This is a genomic window from Streptomyces sp. NPDC059443 (genome assembly GCF_042750105.1).
Classification (GTDB): domain Bacteria; phylum Actinomycetota; class Actinomycetes; order Streptomycetales; family Streptomycetaceae; genus Streptomyces.
Genome location: NZ_JBHYVM010000017.1, coordinates 54,793 through 70,785 on the forward strand (window position 1 = coordinate 54,793; position 15,993 = coordinate 70,785).

14 protein-coding genes, 1 tRNA gene and 1 pseudogene are annotated in these 15,993 nt (G+C 70.5%); 10 read left to right on the top strand and 6 right to left on the bottom strand.

Annotation, left to right across the window (positions count from 1 at the left end):
- Positions 1 to 1,187: 1,187 nt before the first annotated feature.
- Both ACFXDJ_RS18365 and ACFXDJ_RS18370 read right to left on the bottom strand, forming a co-directional pair.
- Complete coding sequence (locus ACFXDJ_RS18365) at positions 1,188 to 1,640, bottom strand: VOC family protein (RefSeq protein ID WP_384849604.1); 453 nt, start codon at positions 1,638 to 1,640, stop codon at positions 1,188 to 1,190.
- 128 nt (positions 1,641 to 1,768) lie between these two features.
- Positions 1,769 to 2,350 carry a TMEM165/GDT1 family protein gene (locus ACFXDJ_RS18370; RefSeq protein ID WP_384660178.1) on the bottom strand — a complete coding sequence of 194 codons (582 nt, stop codon included), beginning with the start codon at positions 2,348 to 2,350 and terminating at the stop codon, positions 1,769 to 1,771.
- 718 nt (positions 2,351 to 3,068) lie between these two features.
- On the opposite strand from ACFXDJ_RS18370, the gene ACFXDJ_RS18375 reads away from it, so the two are divergent.
- The 5 genes from ACFXDJ_RS18375 (at position 3,069) to ACFXDJ_RS18395 (ending at position 8,290) form a co-directional block, all read left to right on the top strand.
- Complete coding sequence (locus ACFXDJ_RS18375) at positions 3,069 to 3,596, top strand: hypothetical protein (RefSeq protein WP_384849607.1); 528 nt, start codon at positions 3,069 to 3,071, stop codon at positions 3,594 to 3,596.
- 280 nt (positions 3,597 to 3,876) lie between these two features.
- Positions 3,877 to 5,541 (top strand): alkaline phosphatase D family protein, encoded by a 1,665-nt coding sequence (locus ACFXDJ_RS18380; protein ID WP_384849610.1) that lies wholly within the window; start codon positions 3,877 to 3,879, stop codon positions 5,539 to 5,541.
- A gap of 200 nt (positions 5,542 to 5,741) precedes the next feature.
- The gene (locus ACFXDJ_RS18385) at positions 5,742 to 6,383 is read left to right on the top strand and encodes a DedA family protein (RefSeq protein WP_384849613.1); all 642 of its coding nucleotides are present in this window, start codon (positions 5,742 to 5,744) and stop codon (positions 6,381 to 6,383) included.
- Positions 6,384 to 6,701: 318 nt separating this feature from the next.
- Positions 6,702 to 7,217: a hypothetical protein gene (locus ACFXDJ_RS18390; protein WP_384663783.1), complete on the top strand. Its 516-nt coding sequence runs from the start codon at positions 6,702 to 6,704 to the stop codon at positions 7,215 to 7,217.
- A gap of 170 nt (positions 7,218 to 7,387) precedes the next feature.
- Positions 7,388 to 8,290, top strand: coding sequence for a universal stress protein (locus tag ACFXDJ_RS18395; RefSeq protein WP_384849616.1), 903 nt, complete (start codon positions 7,388 to 7,390; stop codon positions 8,288 to 8,290).
- On the opposite strand, the gene ACFXDJ_RS18400 is transcribed toward ACFXDJ_RS18395, so the two are convergent.
- A complete protein-coding gene (locus ACFXDJ_RS18400; protein ID WP_384663786.1) occupies positions 8,287 to 8,526 on the bottom strand; it encodes a DUF2277 domain-containing protein in 240 nt (79 codons plus the stop codon). The two genes, ACFXDJ_RS18395 and ACFXDJ_RS18400, sit on opposite strands and share 4 nt — an antisense overlap.
- Positions 8,527 to 8,919: 393 nt before the next feature.
- Here ACFXDJ_RS18400 and ACFXDJ_RS18405 point away from each other — a divergent pair, with 393 nt between their 5' ends.
- Complete coding sequence (locus tag ACFXDJ_RS18405) at positions 8,920 to 10,041, top strand: hypothetical protein (RefSeq protein WP_384849619.1); 1,122 nt, start codon at positions 8,920 to 8,922, stop codon at positions 10,039 to 10,041.
- A gap of 62 nt (positions 10,042 to 10,103) precedes the next feature.
- On the opposite strand, the gene ACFXDJ_RS18410 is transcribed toward ACFXDJ_RS18405, so the two are convergent.
- A complete protein-coding gene (locus tag ACFXDJ_RS18410; RefSeq protein ID WP_384849622.1) occupies positions 10,104 to 10,910 on the bottom strand; it encodes a DUF6602 domain-containing protein in 807 nt (268 codons plus the stop codon).
- A 78-nt stretch (positions 10,911 to 10,988) separates the two neighbouring features.
- Here ACFXDJ_RS18410 and ACFXDJ_RS18415 point away from each other — a divergent pair.
- Both ACFXDJ_RS18415 and ACFXDJ_RS18420 read left to right on the top strand, forming a co-directional pair.
- Positions 10,989 to 11,222 (top strand): annotated as a pseudogene (locus tag ACFXDJ_RS18415) (DNA cytosine methyltransferase); the annotation flags it as partial.
- A gap of 84 nt (positions 11,223 to 11,306) precedes the next feature.
- Positions 11,307 to 12,017, top strand: a complete 711-nt coding sequence (locus ACFXDJ_RS18420; protein WP_384849682.1) for a DNA cytosine methyltransferase — start codon at positions 11,307 to 11,309, stop codon at positions 12,015 to 12,017.
- 254 nt (positions 12,018 to 12,271) lie between these two features.
- Here ACFXDJ_RS18420 and ACFXDJ_RS18425 read toward each other — a convergent pair.
- Positions 12,272 to 12,346 (bottom strand) — tRNA-Val (locus tag ACFXDJ_RS18425).
- Between the two features lie 55 nt (positions 12,347 to 12,401).
- Between ACFXDJ_RS18425 and ACFXDJ_RS18430 the strand changes: the two genes are divergently transcribed.
- Together ACFXDJ_RS18430 and ACFXDJ_RS18435 are read left to right on the top strand one after the other, a co-directional pair.
- Positions 12,402 to 13,706 carry a hypothetical protein gene (locus ACFXDJ_RS18430; RefSeq protein ID WP_384661309.1) on the top strand — a complete coding sequence of 435 codons (1,305 nt, stop codon included), beginning with the start codon at positions 12,402 to 12,404 and terminating at the stop codon, positions 13,704 to 13,706.
- 310 nt (positions 13,707 to 14,016) lie between these two features.
- Complete coding sequence (locus tag ACFXDJ_RS18435; RefSeq protein ID WP_384849685.1) at positions 14,017 to 14,532, top strand: DUF4383 domain-containing protein; 516 nt, start codon at positions 14,017 to 14,019, stop codon at positions 14,530 to 14,532.
- 38 nt (positions 14,533 to 14,570) lie between these two features.
- Here the strand turns inward: ACFXDJ_RS18435 and ACFXDJ_RS18440 are convergent, their stop codons facing one another.
- Complete coding sequence (locus ACFXDJ_RS18440) at positions 14,571 to 15,929, bottom strand: MFS transporter (protein ID WP_384661312.1); 1,359 nt, start codon at positions 15,927 to 15,929, stop codon at positions 14,571 to 14,573.
- Positions 15,930 to 15,993 lie beyond the last annotated feature (64 nt).

Sequence of the window (15,993 nt, forward strand, 5' to 3'; positions counted from 1 at the left end):
GACCCGACGCACCCACAAGCCGTCTCAGTCTCGGCCGCCGCACACACCAGCCGTCCGAGCCGCGGTCGTCGGAACCACGGGCCGCCAGGGCCACGACCGTCGGAACCACGGGCCGCCAGGGCCACGACCGTCTGAGCCGCGGGGCGCCAGGGCCACGACCCGACGCACCCACGACCCCACCCCCAGGCCCCAGGGCTGCCACACACAGGGGTAGCCCGAGCCACGGACCGCCCGACTCGCGGACCGCCCGGGGCCACGGCCGTCGGAGCCGCAAGGCCTCTGAGCCACGACCCGACGCACCCACAAGCCGTCTCAGTCTCGGCCGCCGCACACACCAGCCGTCCGAGCCGCGGTCGTCGGAACCACGGGCCGCCAGGGCCACGGCCGTCGGAGCCGCGGGGCCTCTGAGCCACGACCCGACGCACCCACAAGCCGTCTGAATCTCGGCCGCCGCACACACCTGCCGTCCGAGCCACGGGCCATCGCCAGCGCGGACCGCCTGAGCCACGGCCGTCGGAACCACAGGCCATCGCGACCGTGGGCCGCCAGCCGCAGCCGTAGGAGCCTCGGGCCGGCGCACCTATGGGCCACCTGAACCGCAGCCATCGCACACACCGGCCGTCCGAGCCACAGGCCATCACCACCGCGGACCGCCCGAGCCACGGCCGTCGGACCCACAGGCCATCGCGACCGCGGGCCGCCAGCCGTAGCCGCCGTAGCCGCGGGCCGCCAGCCGCAGCCGCCGTAGCCGCGGGCCGGCGCACACGCGGGCCACCTGAACCACAACCGTCCGAATCGCGGGCCGACGCGGACACGGGTTGAGTCGCGGCCGTCGCACACGCGGGCCGTCACACACCGGGGCGCCCGGGTCTCGGGCCGCCTGAGGCACGGCCCGACGGGCCCACGGCCGTCTGAATCGCGGCCCCCGCACACATCGACCGTCGGAGCCGCGGGCCATCGCCACCGCCACCGCGGGCCGCCTGAAGCGCGGGCCCGCGCGTCCCCCAGGGGCGGAGCCGTGCGCCGTCTTGGCCGCGGATCGGCTCGGCCGTCGGCCGGCCGAGACACAGGCCGCCTCGGTCACGGAACGCCTGAGCCGAAGACCGCCCGGACCTCAGACGAGCTCAGCCACGGACCGCGCTCGTGCCGTGGGGCGCCCGGAGTGCGGACCCGCGGACGGGCTCGCGTCACGCGACGCAGAACTCGTTGCCCTCGGGATCCTGCATCACGATGGCGTAGTAGCCCTCCCGCTCGTCCATGATCCGCAGCACGGTCGCGCCCGCCTCGGTGAGCCGCGCCACCGTCTCGTCGACCCGGCGGGCCCGGATCGCCACCGGGACGTCGCGCCCGCCACCGACCTTCAGGTCCAGGTGCATCCGGTTCTTGCCCGTCTTCGGCTCCGGAACCTGCTGGAACCACACCCGCGGCCCCCGCCCCTCCGGATCGACGATCGACTCCGGGCTCTCCGCCGCCCCCTCCGGCAACTCCTCCTCGGGCACCCCCATGCCCTGCCAGTACTCCCGCCAGGTGGCATGGCCGTCCGGCGGCGGCTCCGGCTCGTACCCCAGCGCCTGGGTCCAGAAAGCGACCATCACCTGGGGATCCGCGCAGTCGATGGTCAATTGCAACGTCAGGTCCATCTCCGCAGCCTCCCAGACACCACTGACAACGCCCGACAGGCAGGCAGGCAGGCAGGCGGACAGACCGCAGGGCCACGGCTGCGGCAGCTGCCGACCCGCCGGCAGCCGTCCGCGATGTGGCCCCGCCGCTACCCGGCGATCGCCTCGTACAGCGAGAACACCGCCAGCGCCGCCATGACCCCGGCCGCGATCTTGGTGATCAGGTTCAGCGGCACGTACTTCATCAGCGTCCGGCCGCCCAGGATCCCGATCCCGGCCACGGCCCACAGCGCGAGCACCGCTCCGAGGCCGACCGAGACGGGGTTGTCGTACCGGGCGGCGAGGTTCGCGGTCACGATCTGCGTCAGGTCACCGAACTCGGCGACCAGGATCAGCATGAAACCGGCCCCCGAGACCTTCCAGAAGGACTGGTCGGCCGGCGCCTTGACCGTTTCCTCCCCGTCGCTCTTCTTCAGGAGCAGCATCGCCGCACCCGCCAGGAACAGCACGCCCACGACGGCCTGCACCAGCCGGTGCGGAAGCAGGGTGAGCACGCTGCCGGCGGCGATGGCCAGGGCCACGTGCACGGCGAAGGCCGCGGCGACGCCGACGAAGACGTACGAGGCTCGGTAACGGGTGCCGAGCATCAGGCCCGCCAGGGCCGTCTTGTCCGGGAGCTCGGCAAGGAAGACGACGCCGAAGGCAATCGCCATCACGGTGAAGCTGAACACTGGGTGGATCCTCAATCGGTCGGGCAGGACGCCATCGGTACCGAGAGACCAGAGGTGAATCAGGGGTCGCTTCGGCTCGGCGGCGTCCTGAAGTACGTACGCGTGCATACGCGCAGGACACTGCGGCCGAAGGTCTCGCTGGCCGACCCGACACACACGTGTACCCGGTCTGCCTCCGGGCGCCGGCTGGTGTGACCCAGCAGTATGTCGACGTTCCGGCGAAGAGCTACTCCCCTTCTGCTCCTCCAGAGTACGCGACGCCCCCCGCCTCCCGAAATGGGACTTTGGGCACACACCGGTCTGCGAGCGTCCCCGTCCGGCCGACCATCCGGCCAGACGCCCGACCGGGCAGCGCGCCCACCACGGCGACGCCCCACAGCGTTCCCGCCCCCACCGCCACGGCCGCCCCGCCCACCCCCATCAGCGCCGCGGCCGCCCGCTCCCACCTCGCCGCAGTCACCCCGCAGGCCGAAGGCACCCGCGCCGGATGCAGCCGCGCCCTCTTCCCCCGCTGGAGCACCACCTCCGGCATCCGCAACATCCGCAGGCAACTTCCCGGCACCTCATCCCACTTGGCCCCATCCGCCGCGCCGTTGGGCGTCAGCATTCGACTGGCCATCTGTTTTTAACCTCCGGGATCTACTCGCATAGATCGTGGCGTGTTGTCATGTCCACATCCGTCTCTACGGATGCCGACCCGACCTCACAGGAGCCCCCCATGCGCCTCCGCAGTCGCCTCGTCGCCAGCACCGCCACCCTCGCCCTCGCCGCCGCCGGACTCATCGTCGGCACCGGCACCGCCCACGCCGCGAGCTGTAGCCAGGCCTACCTTCCTCTGCCGGACGCCAACTGTCAGCCCGGCGCGCTGAATTCCGCCGTCACCCAGTCCACGATCCACTCGACGATCTGCGTGTCCGGCTACAGCAGCTCGATCCGCCCGTCGACGAGTTACACCAACGCCTTGAAGGTCCAGCAGATCGCCGAGTACGGCTTCAGCGACACCTCGACCGCCGACTACGAAGAGGACCACCTCATACCGCTCTCGCTCGGCGGCAACCCGAAGAGCCCCCTCAACCTGTGGCCCGAGCCCCGTTACGAGGCGGGCGGCTCCACCGCGGTCGACAAGGACACCGTCGAGTACAAGCTCTACAAGGCAGTCTGCGCAGGAACGATTCAGCTCGCCCCGGCGCAGAATGCCATAGCCACCGACTGGACCACCGCACTGGCGAAGGTCGGCCTCAGCTGACGCCACCACAAGACCGAGGTGTCGTGAGGGGCCGCCCGCAGTGTGCGGGTGGCCCCTCACGGCCGAGGCCCGGCGGCGCTCCGGCGCCAGCTCCTGGACCACCGCCAGGCGCCAGCGGTTCGCACGCACCACCCACCTCCACCCCACCTCAACCCCTGGCCAAGGATCTTTCCCCCACCAGGGGGAGGTGGACCGCCCCCTCCCCGTCGTACCGTGACCACAGGGACGAAGAGAACGACCGCGGAACTGGTCAACGGGTATCCGGAGGAGGGGGAGTTGCATGGCCGCAATGCGTCTGGGACCGCTGCTGCGCCACGTCGACTGGGACACGGGCGACTCCGCCACGATATGGATCGAGGCGGACCGCCCCTGCACCGCCGAGGTGCGCTGCGCCGACGGCTCCGGCGGCAGCGTCCGTACCTTCCAGGTCGCCGGCCATCACTACGCCCTGGTCCCCGTCGCCGGCCTGACGCCCGGCTCCACCACGGCGTACGAGGTCCTGCTCGACGGGGTCCACGTCTGGCCGCTCCCCGACAGCCCGTTCCCTCCGAGCACCATCACCACGCCCGCCACCAACAGACCGGGCTCCGCCGCCTCCGGAGGATCCGCCCTCCGCATCACCTTCGGCTCCTGCCGCCAGGCCGCCCCGCCCGCCGGCCGGCGCGGACCGCACGGCCCCGACGCGCTCGACACCCTCGCCGCGCAGCTGGCCGCGGATCCGCGGTCGGAGCGGCCCGATGTCCTGCTCCTCCTCGGCGACCAGGTGTACGCGGACCAGCTGTCCCGGCCCACCCGCCAGTGGCTCGCGGCCCGCCGGGACCTCCGCGAGGCGCCCGGCGCCCAGGTCGCGGACTTCGAGGAGTACACCCGGCTCTACTACGAGTCCTGGCTCGACCCGGAGATCCGCTGGCTGCTCTCCACCGTCCCCAGCCTGCACATTTTCGACGACCACGACGTCATCGACGACTGGAACACCAGCGCCGCGTGGCTGGCGGAGATGCGCGCCACCCCGTGGTGGCAGGAGCGGCTGCTCAGCGGGCTGATGTCGTACTGGGTGTACCAGCACCTCGGGAACCTCTCCCCCGCCGAGCTGGCCGCCGACACCCTTTACGCGGCGGTCCGCGGCACCCCCGACGGCACCGACGCGCTACGGGCCTTCGCCGCCTCGGCGGAAGCCGACCCCTCCACGGTCCGCTGGAGCTACCGCCGCGACTTCGGCCGGTCCCGGCTGCTGATGGTCGACACCCGGGCCGCCCGGGTGCTCGACGAGAACGGCCGGGCCATGCTCGACCCGGCGGAGCAGCAGTGGCTGCGCGACAACGCCCTGGCCGGACACGGCGGATACGACCACCTCCTCATCGGGTCGTCGCTGCCCTGGCTGATGCCGCCGCTCGTCCACGACGCGGAGGTGTGGAACGCCGCGATGTGCCGCGGGGAGCGGGGCCCCCGGTGGGCCAGGATCGGGGAGGACCTGCGCAGGCGCAGCGATCTGGAGCACTGGGCGGCGTTCCCGGGCTCGTTCGCGGCGCTCAGCGACCTGGTGGAGGAAGTGGGCACGGGGCCGCGGGCTCCCGCGACGGTGTGCGTGCTCTCGGGCGACGTGCATCACGCGTATGTGGCCGAGCCCCGAATACCCAGCACGGCGCGGGTGTTCCAGCTGACGTGCTCGCCGGTGCACAACTCCATCCACACCGCGGTGAAGTGGGGCTTCCGGCTGGGCTGGTCCCGGGTGGGCCGGTGGCTGGGCCGGGGCTTCTCCCGACACGGTCGGACGGGCCGGCCTCCGCTGAGCTGGCGGCGTACGGGCGGCCCGTGGTTCGGCAATCAGCTCATGACGCTCGCGCTGTCGGGCCGCTCCGCGCGGCTCCGGCTGGACCAAGCCCGCAAGGGACCCCGTCTGGTGACGGTCCTGGACCGGGACCTCACGCCGCCGGACACGGTCTAGGCCGTCTCTTTCGGATCTTGTTGGTCGGGCAGGATCCGACGGCTACGGCCCGGCCCTGCGACGGGGTAGGTTCACCCCCCGGGCGTCCGGTCCGTGGACGTCCGGCGTACGCTGTTTCGCTGTCAGCCGCCCCTGCCGCTCCCCCGCGACGTAGCGGCGCTTCACGCCGAAGCACGTCAATCGGACTGGGGAGTCCCGTTTTGCTTGAGACTCTGGGCTCGCTGACTTCGAGCCCATGGATCTACGCCCTCGTGGCGCTGTCCATCCTGCTCGACGTGTTCCTGCCGGTGCTGCCGAGCGGGGTGCTGGTGATCACCTCGGCAGCGGCCGCGGCGGCCGCCGCCGGGGCGACGGGTCCCGTGCCCGTACACGCCCGGGTGCCGGACATCCTGGCGCTGCTGGTGACGGCCGTCACCGCCTCGGTGCTGGGCGACATGGCCGCGTACCGGCTGGCCCGGCGCGGCGGGGCCCGTCTCGACCGGGCCATCGCCCGGTCCCGTCGGCTCACCCGTGCCCAGGAACGCCTCGGCACCGCCCTCGCACGCGGCGGCGGCGCGCTGGTGGTGGTCGCCCGCTTCGCCCCGGCCGGCCGCTCGGTGGTCTCCCTCGGCGCGGGGAAGACCCAGCGCAAGGTCAGGGAGTTCCTGCCCTGGTCGGTCCTGGCCGCCATCGCCTGGGCCGGGTACAGCGTGGCCCTGGGCTACTTCGGCACCCAGTGGCTCGGCGCCACCTGGCTCGGCACCGCGGTCTCCCTGATCGCCCTCTTCGCCGCCGGCGCCCTGGCCGCCTTCGTCGTCCGCCGCCCCACCACCCGGACCCACGCCCCGGCCCCGGCCGCCTGACGGCTTAGGCCGTCTCTTTCGGATCTTGCCGGGGTCCACGCCGCCCGGCACCGCACCTCGCCGCACTGCCAGGGCACCCGGGTACGTCCAGTACGCGGGAGCCCCGGCAGCGCACCGAGGCACGGCACCGGACGACGCGGACAAGGCCGACAAGATCCGAAAGAGACGGCCTCGGTCTCCCCCGGGCGGAGCAGTGGCTCACCCGTTCACCCGGCAGCGATCGCCGCGGCCGCGCCGGGCTCCTAGCGTCCAAGGCACGGTGCGCACCCCGAATCCGCGCCGCGCCGCGCTGTTCCCGGAGCCCGAGGAGTCCTCTCCATGCCCGCCACCCCCCGCAGCCCCCGCCCGCACCGCCCGCTCCCCCGCCTGCTGGCCGTCGCCGCCGCGACCCTCGTCATCTCGGCCGCCGCCCCCGCGACCCTCGCCCACGCCGGCCCCTCCGGCAGCGTCTCCCCGACCAACGTCGCCCCGGGCGGCCGGGTCAACCTCAACATCACCGGCTGCGGCACGAAGACCGGCAAGGCCTCCTCCCGCGCCTTCGGCGACGTATGGCTGACCCCGGGCAACGCGGAGGCCACCAACCTCTTCGGCGCGGCCACCACCTTCCGCAACGTCAGCGCCGGCTCCCATCCCGTCACCTTCGAATGCGGCGGCCCCGGCGGCGAGCGCGTCACCGTCTCCCTGAACATCACCCCGGGCGCCGCCCGCGGCGGGCTCGGCGGCAGTGCCGATTCGATGAGCCCGGGTCAGATCGCCATCGGCGGAGCGCTCGTGGCGAGCGCGCTCGGCGCCGGCGTGTGGTTCCTGCGCCGCCGCACGGGCCACGTCGGCTAGCCCGAGTGCGGGTGGGGAGTGCGGCGTCCGGCGTCCGGCGTCCGGCGTCCGGCGTCCGGCGTCCGGCCTGGCCGATGGTCCCGTCCCGTTCAGGACTTTCCCCACTCCCGCCCGGAGTCCGTCCCCCGCAAGGCTGGGTCCACGCACCGCTGCCCCTCAAGGAGCCCGCCATGGACCAGAGCCCGCGCCCCGTGATCGCCGCCGTAGACGGTTCCGCGAACGGCAACCGGGCCCTGGAATGGGCCGTGACCCAGGCCCTGATGGTCCGGGCGTCGCTGCGGATCGTGCACGCCCGCCTCTACATGAACTCGATCGGATCGGCGCTGTCGGGCGGGTTCGAGGAGCCGGGACCCGACGACGACCCCGTACTCATCCGGGTCCGCGAAGCCCTGGACGGCCGCGCCGGGCTTCCCCCGATCGAGTACGCCTCCCACCCCGGCGCCCCCGACCGCGTACTGCCCGGCCTCGGCGCGGACGCCCAGCTGATGGTGCTCGGATCCCGCGGCCGCGGCGGCTTCGCCAGCCTCCTCCTCGGCTCGAACGGCCTCGCCTGCGCGAGCCGTGCCGCTTGCCCCGTGGTGGTGGTACCGCGGGCCGATCCGCCCGTGCGCGACCCGTACGGACAGGTCGTGCTCGGCCTGAACAGCGCGGCCCCCGACGACAGCACCACCTACTTCGCCTTCCGCGAGGCCGCCCGACGCGGTGCCCGCCTCCAGGTCGTCGTCGCGCACGCCTGGCCCGGCCGGACCTTCACCACCGCCGGCGCCCTCGGCGCGGCCGCGCACGCGGAGACGGCCGGCGCCCACGAGGTCGGCGCCCTGGCCTCGGCGCACCTGCGCCCGCACGCCGAACGCTTCCCGGAGGTGCGGGTCGAGCAGGTCACCGCGCCCGGCGACGCGGCCGGCCACCTGGTCGCCGCCTCACAGGCCGCGGACCTGATCGTCATCGGCCGCCACCGCAAGCGCCCGCTCTCCCCGCACCTGGGTTCGGTCACCAACGCGGTCCTGCTCCACACGGCCTGCCCGGTGGCCGTGGTCCCCTTGGAGGAAGACGCCGTCCCGGCAGCCGCTTAGACCTCGACCGTCGCCGCGACCTTCGCCGCTCCCCGGACGTGTATTCCGTCCAGCAGGTCCCGCGTCGCCTCCGCGATCGCGTCCACGGCGGCGGCGAAGACCTCCTGGTTGTGTGCGGCGGGCTCCCTGAACCCGGACACCTTGCGCACGTACTGGAGCGCGGCGGCCCGGATCTCCTCCTCGGTCGCCTTCTCCGGAATCACGGGCGGTCGCAACGTCTTAATCGATCGGCACATGCCTCAACTATGCCGCGCCCGCACGGCTCCGCGCCGGGGATGCAGAAGACCCCCCGCCTTGATCGGCGGGGGGCCTCGCTTCCCTGGTGGGCGCGGACGGTTTCGAACCGCCGACATCCGCTGTGCAAGCTCGCCCGGCCCCCACCAGCCACCCACCGCCCCAAGGCCGCGACGCCTCTACGTGGCCGCCCCTTGGCCGTCTGTGCCCCACACCTCGGCTGAGCCGCTCACGGCCTTGGACGTGCCCGGTCCCCGATGGCTAGTCCACGGATGGTCCGCGAACAGGGTGGCTCCTCGTCATCATCGGACCACTGAAGTCGATGGCCAGGCGTGGAGTCGGCTTCTCGGTGCCATGCTGGTGGGGTTGTCACTGCGGTGACTTAGGGTCAACCCATGACCACTAGCGTTGAAGTGATCAAGCCTGGTGACGTCCGTACGCGGGCTCAGATTCGTGAAGTCTTCGGCGGGAGTCCGCAGGGCGGGATCTGCCCCTCGGGGGGCAAACATAGCGTCAACCTCTACTCAGACCCGGACGTGGGCGAGCAGGTGGGCTACTACGACGGATGGTTGGCCGAAGAGGACGAGTTGGGGGCCGTCTTCGAGTACACCGGTGCGGGTAAGTCCGGAAACCAGACCTTCGAAGGCCGCTTCGGCACGGGGAACCGGGCGGTTCTTCAGCATGCGGAAGAGGCCCGGGTGCTGCGAGTCTTCACGCGAGTGGGCAAAGTGCCCGGGAGCGACACGAAGACACACCGGTACCTGGGGTCGTTCACATTGGACAGCATGGAGCCCTACGTGTGGCGGAGGGTTCACGGTGAGGACGGTCTGGAACGCAACGTCATCGTCTTCAGGCTGCGCGCGGATGGGGACGTGCAGCATGCCGAGCAGGATGTGATCCCTGCTGCCGAGAAGACCGAGGGCGAGTTCGTGCCGTTCCAGGCGGTCACGGCGGCGATGTTCCAGTCGGACCCGGCCACGAGTGGCTCCCTACCACTTCCGAAGCAGCGCGTTCGCAAGGGGAGCAACCCACGAAAGCCTGCTCCCAACGCGGAGACCAGCGGCACCTTCGTCGTACCTGAAGCCTTCGGCACTCGGTTGAGCATCCGGGCTGCGACCGCCGCCACGGTGGCCATCCGTCGTGAGGCAGAACTGACGCAGGCGTACAAGGCTCACTTGGACGCTGCAGGGCACCGGACTGGCGCCTATCAGATCAAGGTGAAGGGCCTCACTTCAACGCTCCGTGTGGATCTGTACGACGCTACGGCTCATGTGCTGTACGAGGCCAAGGGGTCCAACTCCCGCGAGGACGTGCGGATGGCTCTTGGGCAGGTCTTGGACTACAGCCGCTACGTTGAGATGCCTGAGCACAACGGTGAGCCCAAGCGGGCCATCCTGTTGCCGGCCGCCCCCACTCCTGACATCTATTCCCTGCTTGACCGGTACGACGTTGGGGTCGTCTACCGAACGGATGACGGCCGATTCGTCGGAGATGCCGCCCTCAACTCTCACCATTAAAGCGGGCTTACCCAGCTGCTCTGTCGTGAAGATAGAGCAGCTGGGAACTCGACGCCTTTCGCCTAGACCGTCCATGTTCTGGAAGTATTCCCCAGCGGCGTGGATCCGGAATATGGAAGGAGGTCGAGCGGATCCATCCAGGCGTCAGAGAAGTGAATGTTGAGGTGGATCGCCAGCGGGAGAAGGATGTCCTGGTCGGGATCGGCGTCGATCTGAAAGAGTGACGCTCCCACCGTTGGGGACCTGAACAGTGCACCAGTGCGTTGATCGCCCCACTGGAGGTGCCCCTTCCCAGCCACCCACACGCTGTCAGGCCATTCGCTGGGGTTGCGGCTCTGACACCAATTCACTAGATGATTCCCGATGGTTTCCAGGCTGAGGCTATTGAATGCAACGATCATGCCCGATATGGGGAAGTAGTTGTGCGTTCTTCCATAGGCCCTCGTGGTGCGGGGGATCATCCCGGAGATTGGGCGATATGCAGTTTTGGGCATCCTTCGCAACCTGCTGATCTTGTTGCAGGCGTCTGTGAGCTGGACTGCGTCTAGCTTCGTTTTGACTTCGATCATTCCGTATACGCATTCGTTCGGGATGATTCGAAACCCTTGAAGACTGGTAAACGGGGGCGTGCCGCGATCGATCAGGACGATGTCGGCCTGTGGTGAAACTTCACCATTTGCCGCAATGACCTCAACGTTATGTACCGCTTCGACGTGCGGTGGGAGGTAGCCGGAAAGAAACTGCTGGATTAGCACCTCGCGTGACGTTCCGGCCTCGCCGTTATGATTGAAGTTCTGCGACTGCTCGAAGTCGGCGCGCATCCTCTTCGCCACGGAGCTGAGAATCTTTCCCAATTTCTCTGTAGTCATCTATGGATCATACTTGCCATCATTCCCATCGACTACTGTCTCAGTAGCGCGCATGACCTGTTCGGGAGTGGGGGGATTATGGATGAGTATGGGCTCATAGACCTGTTCGCCGGAGCAGGTGGTCTAGGTCTAGCCGCGCGAAGCTTGGGCGTTCCGGCAGTTGGCATCGAGTGGGACAAGGACGCCTGCGAGACCCGTCGGGCCGCGGGGTTGGCAACAGTGGAGGGGGACGTCCGCGACTTCTCCCCGGCCGACTTCCCCCGTGCCAACGTCCTGGTGGGCGGACCGCCGTGCCAGAGCTTCTCGGTCGCTGGCCAAGGAGCGGGCCGGCGCGCGCTAGAGGACGTTGAACGCTTTGCGCGACGCATGGCGGATCGGGAGGATGTCTCTGCTTGTTTGGCCAAGCTGGAAGACCCTCGGACGTGCCTGGTGCTGGAGCCCTTGCGGTGGGCCCTAGCTGCAGTGGATGCCGGCCGCTCCTACGAATCAGTGGTACTGGAGCAGGTGCCAGCGGCCTTGCCGGCCTGGGAGGTGGTGGGCAAAGTGCTGCTCGCCGAGGGGTACTCGGTCGTGCACGGCCTATTGAACGCGGAAGAGTTCGGTGTCCCACAGACACGCCGCCGCGCCGTGCTGATCGCGCGCCGTCATGGATCGCCAGTACTTCCGAAACCGACGCATCGGCGGTATCGCAAGGATGCTTCCGGCGCAGCGGGCGACCTCGCACTGCCTCAATGGGTAAGCATGGGTGACGTCTTGAACCGTGACAGACCATTCGTGTTGGTCTCCAGCTACGGATCCGGTGGAGATCCAGCGGCTCGCGGTCAACGTACCTCCGACCAGCCGGCCTGCACAGTCACGGGCAAGATCCAGCGCCAACGGGTCATGACTGTCGACGGCATCGACTTGCCACGGCTAACCATCGCGGAGGCAGGCTGCCTTCAGGGATTTCCTGTTGACTATCCATGGGCTGGCAAGGGCATCACTCACCAGATCGGTAACGCCGTGCCACCACCCCTGGCCGAACACATACTGGCTGCCGGGCTCGGCCTCAACCGGGTGCCCGCACCGGCCCGGACTGGTGGCGTGGGGTGGCCCTTGGGGTGGTGAGGGGCTGCCCCACCATGCAGATCGGCTCCCCTCATGCCGGCGCCGTGTGCGGCGCATGCAACAGACGCCCTCTTGTCCGATCGAGCCCACGGCCAAGGATGCCGGGCTGCGGGTCATCCGGTTGCATGACGCGCGCGAGGCGATCGGGCGGGCACATGGACCAGCTACTCAGGTGGCGCCCCGGCCGTTCCTGTTGATGTTGGATCTGGATGCAAAAGACCCCCTGCCGTGATCGGCAGGGGGTCTCTCTTCCCTGGTGGGCGCGGACGGTTTCGAACCGCCGACATCTGCTTTGTAAGAGCAGCGCTCTACCCCTGAGCTACGCACCCGTGGATGAGTGGACAGCCTACATGGAGGGCCTACCCCCCACGCAAACCCGTTCCCGTGAGGGAGAATGGGCCGGGGCAGGGGCATTGCGGACGGGGTACGGGAGAAGCGACTGTGACGACGGCACCCCGGCGGTGGTTCGGCGGCGGGCGGGACGAGAGTCGGCGGGCGGACGCCCAGGCGGCGAAGGACGCCGCCGCGGCCGCGTTCTACGAGCTGGACACCGCGCAGCGGGATCTGCGGATCTCCATCGAGACCATCGCGGCGGCCGACGGCTCGCCCGAAGCGCGGCGCGCGGGCGAGGGGTTCGTCGCGCTCGGGCAGCGGATCGACCAGGTCAGCCAGGTCTACATCGAGGCCGTCGACGCCCATGATCTGGACCGGGCCGAGCTGGAGGCGTCCGCGGCGACGCGGGCCACGCAGGAGCTGACGCGGGCGCGCGAGGAGCTCGTACGGGTCAAGGGCGAGCTCGACCGCTTCGCGCAGGGTCTGCAGCCGCTGCTGGACAAGGCGGAGACGCAGCTGGCCCGGGTGGCGCCCGCCCGGGAGCGGGCCAGGGCCGCGCTGCTGGCGGCGAGCACCGCGCTGGACGACGTACGCGGCAAGGGGATCCGCGCCGATGACCTGGCGGCCCGGCTCGCCGCGCTGGGTCCGGAGCTGACCAAGCTGAACCAGGGCGCCGCGCAGCACGGTGTGCAGGAGACCGTGCAGCGGGCCGACCGGATCCTGCGCGACGCCGAGGCCATACGGGCCGAGGCGGCGCGGCTCCCGGAGCGGGCCGCGGAGATCGACCGTCGGCTGGTGAGTCTGCGGACCCGGGCGCAGGCGCTGCGCAATCGGGCGGACCGGGTGGATCCGGTACTCAGCGAGTTGCGCCGGCGGTTCAGCGCGGCCTGCTGGCAGGACCTCCAGCACGTACCCGACCAGGCGGTACGGGATGTCGCGCAGGCGGAGGACCGGCTGAAGGAGGCCGCCCGGGCCCGGGACGAGCAGCGCTGGGCCGACGTGACGGCGCTGGTGGAGGCCGTGCGCGGGGCGCTGGACTCGACCGACGAGGCGGTGTCGGCGGCGCAGGACCGGCTGACGCGGCTGGAAGCCGTGGCACGGGATCCGCAGGCGGAGGTGGACCGGACCCGGTTCGCGATCCGCGACGCGCAGCGGCTGGCGATGGCGGGCCGCAGCGTGCCCGATCCGCGGCATGCGCGGCCGCTGGACGAGTCGGTGGCGCGGGTGGACCGGGCGGTGGCGGGGCTGGAGGGCCGGCATCCGGACTACTGGGCGTTCCTGCTGGAGATGGCGGACGTACGGGGCGCCGTGAACCGGGTGGTGAGCGGGATCCGGGCGGAGCGCGGCCAGGCCTGAGCGCGGCCACGGCCGGGCCGGTCCGCGCGGTTCCGGCTTGTCCCCGGGTGGGCGTCGATGGATGCTGGGAGGTGCCGGGAACGGACCAGAGGAGGGCGCTATGGCTGCCCACACTTTCCACAAGCCTCGTGCGCCCCACGCGCCCCCCGCGTCTCATGAGCCGTACACAACCCCTGAGCCCTACGTGGCCCACGCGGCGTACGGGTGCACGGAACCCCATGAGCACTACGCGCCGTACGTCGCCCACGAGCCCTATCCGTCGAGCGTGCCGCAGGACCCCCACGCGCTGGCGCACCGCCTCGAACGCCTCATGCATCCCGTCAACGCCCGCCTCGACGAACACCTGCCCGCCGATCACAAGCTCAACAAGGTGTACCGGGTCGGCGCGGGCCTGACCGGCCTGCTGCTGGTCGCCTTCGGGATCCTGGGGCTGATACACCAGATCGGGTTCTTCAGCACCGGCGGCGCCACGGTGCTCGCCCTGAACACCAACGGCGCGCTGAGCGTCCTGTCGATCTGCATCGGGGCTCTGCTCTTCGCCGGGATGGTGGTGGGCGGGAGCTTCGCCTCGACGCTCAACATCGCGCTGGGGCTGCTGTTCATCGCGAGCGGGTTCGTGAATCTGGCGCTGCTCGACACGGGGATGAACTTCCTGGCCTTCCACATCCAGAACGTGCTGTTCAGCTTCGTGGTCGGCGTGATGCTCATGTGGTTCGGGATGTACGGGCGGGTGGGCAGCGCCCTGCCGCACGACAACCCGTACTGGCGTGCCCGCCACCCCGAGGAGGCGGCCCGGGAGCAGCGGGCGACGGCCGGGCGGCGGTAGCTACCGCCTTAGCCACCGCCATAGCCACCGCCGTATAGCTAAGCCTCGATGCGTTCGACCTTGTCCACGAGGAAGAGGAAGGACAGGGCGCCGCCGATCGTGATGCAGCCGATGAGCATCAGCGGGAGGGCGAAGGAGCCGCCGGCGGCGCCGATCATGTAGCCGATGACGATCGGGACGACGATGCCGGCGAGGTTGCCGAAGACGTTGAAGACCCCGCCGGCCACGCCCAGCATGCGCTGCGGTGCGATCTCGGTGACCAGGACCCAGGAGAACGACGCGAGGCCGTTGGCGAAGAAGGCCACGCACATGATGGCGATCATCGCGGCGTTCGAGGTGACGTAGTTGGCGGCCACGATGACGCCGGCCAGGGCCAGGCCGGTGACGATCGGGGTCTTGCGGGCGAAGGACGCCGACATGCCCCGCTTGACCATCCAGTCGGACCAGCTGCCGCCGCACAGCACGCCCACGAGGGCGGCGACGAAGGGCAGGGCGCCGGTCAGGCCGCCCTTGTCGAGGCTGAGTCCGCGCTCGTTGGTGAGGTACGTCGGGAACCAGGTCAGGAAGAAGTAGAGGGTCGAGGCGATCGCGAACTGGCCGAGGAAGACACCCCAGATGCGGCGCCGGCGCAGCAGGAAGGCCAGGTCGCGGCGGAAGGCGCCCTTCTCCCGGGCCCGGGAGGAGGTGTCGGCGGAGGTCTCGTCCTCGGTGATGTGGACGAGTTCGTTCTCGCCGACCGCCGGGTGCTGCTCGGGGCGGTCGCGGATGACCTTCATCCAGACCAGCGCCCAGGCGATGCCCATGCCGCCGAGGATCCAGAACACGTGGCGCCAGCCGAGGGCGGCGGCCATCCAGGCGATCAGCGGGAAGGCGACGCCCAGGCCTATGAACTGCCCGGAGGTATAGACGGCGACGGCCCGGCCGCGCTCGGCGCGCGGGAACCAGGAGGCGGCCACGCGCCCGTTGCACGGGAAGGCGGGGGCCTCGAAGAGCCCGAGGCCCATGCGGCTGGCGAAGAGGAAGCCGAAGCCTTTGGACAGGGAGCCGAGGGCGGTCATCACGGACCAGCCGATCAGCGCGCAGGCGTAGACGACGCGGGGGCCGAACCTGTCGACGAGGCGGCCGCCGGGGATCTGGGCGAGGGCGTAGGTCCAGGCGAAGCCGGAGAAGAGCCAGCCCATCATCTCGGGCGAGATGCCGAGGTCCCGGGACACGTCCGGCGCCACGATCGACAGGACGCTGCGGTCCAGGTAATTGATGGCGGTGCTGACGAAGAGCACGGCGAGGATCGCGAAGCGGTACTTGCCGATCCTGCGCTTCGGCAGGCCGGACCGGCCGGACCGGCCGTGACCGCCCGGCCGCGCGGTCACGGCGGCCGGGTCGTGGCTGAGGGACATCGGTGTCTCCGGGGGACGGGGGACATGGCGAGGAACACCGGAATCAAGTGCTCCGGTTCCGCGA

What these genes read in the sequence shown, in the direction of transcription:
- ACFXDJ_RS18365 (WP_384849604.1), bottom strand. Translation starts at nt 1,640, where the DNA reads ATGGACCTGACGTTGCAATTGACCATCGACTGCGCGGATCCCCAGGTG.
- ACFXDJ_RS18375 (WP_384849607.1), top strand. Translation starts at nt 3,069, where the DNA reads ATGCGCCTCCGCAGTCGCCTCGTCGCCAGCACCGCCACCCTCGCCCTC.
- ACFXDJ_RS18380 (WP_384849610.1), top strand. Translation starts at nt 3,877, where the DNA reads ATGGCCGCAATGCGTCTGGGACCGCTGCTGCGCCACGTCGACTGGGAC.
- ACFXDJ_RS18390 (WP_384663783.1), top strand. Translation starts at nt 6,702, where the DNA reads ATGCCCGCCACCCCCCGCAGCCCCCGCCCGCACCGCCCGCTCCCCCGC.
- ACFXDJ_RS18395 (WP_384849616.1), top strand. Translation starts at nt 7,388, where the DNA reads ATGGACCAGAGCCCGCGCCCCGTGATCGCCGCCGTAGACGGTTCCGCG.
- ACFXDJ_RS18400 (WP_384663786.1), bottom strand. Translation starts at nt 8,526, where the DNA reads ATGTGCCGATCGATTAAGACGTTGCGACCGCCCGTGATTCCGGAGAAG.
- ACFXDJ_RS18405 (WP_384849619.1), top strand. Translation starts at nt 8,920, where the DNA reads ATGACCACTAGCGTTGAAGTGATCAAGCCTGGTGACGTCCGTACGCGG.
- ACFXDJ_RS18410 (WP_384849622.1), bottom strand. Translation starts at nt 10,910, where the DNA reads ATGACTACAGAGAAATTGGGAAAGATTCTCAGCTCCGTGGCGAAGAGG.
- ACFXDJ_RS18435 (WP_384849685.1), top strand. Translation starts at nt 14,017, where the DNA reads ATGCATCCCGTCAACGCCCGCCTCGACGAACACCTGCCCGCCGATCAC.
- ACFXDJ_RS18440 (WP_384661312.1), bottom strand. Translation starts at nt 15,929, where the DNA reads ATGTCCCTCAGCCACGACCCGGCCGCCGTGACCGCGCGGCCGGGCGGT.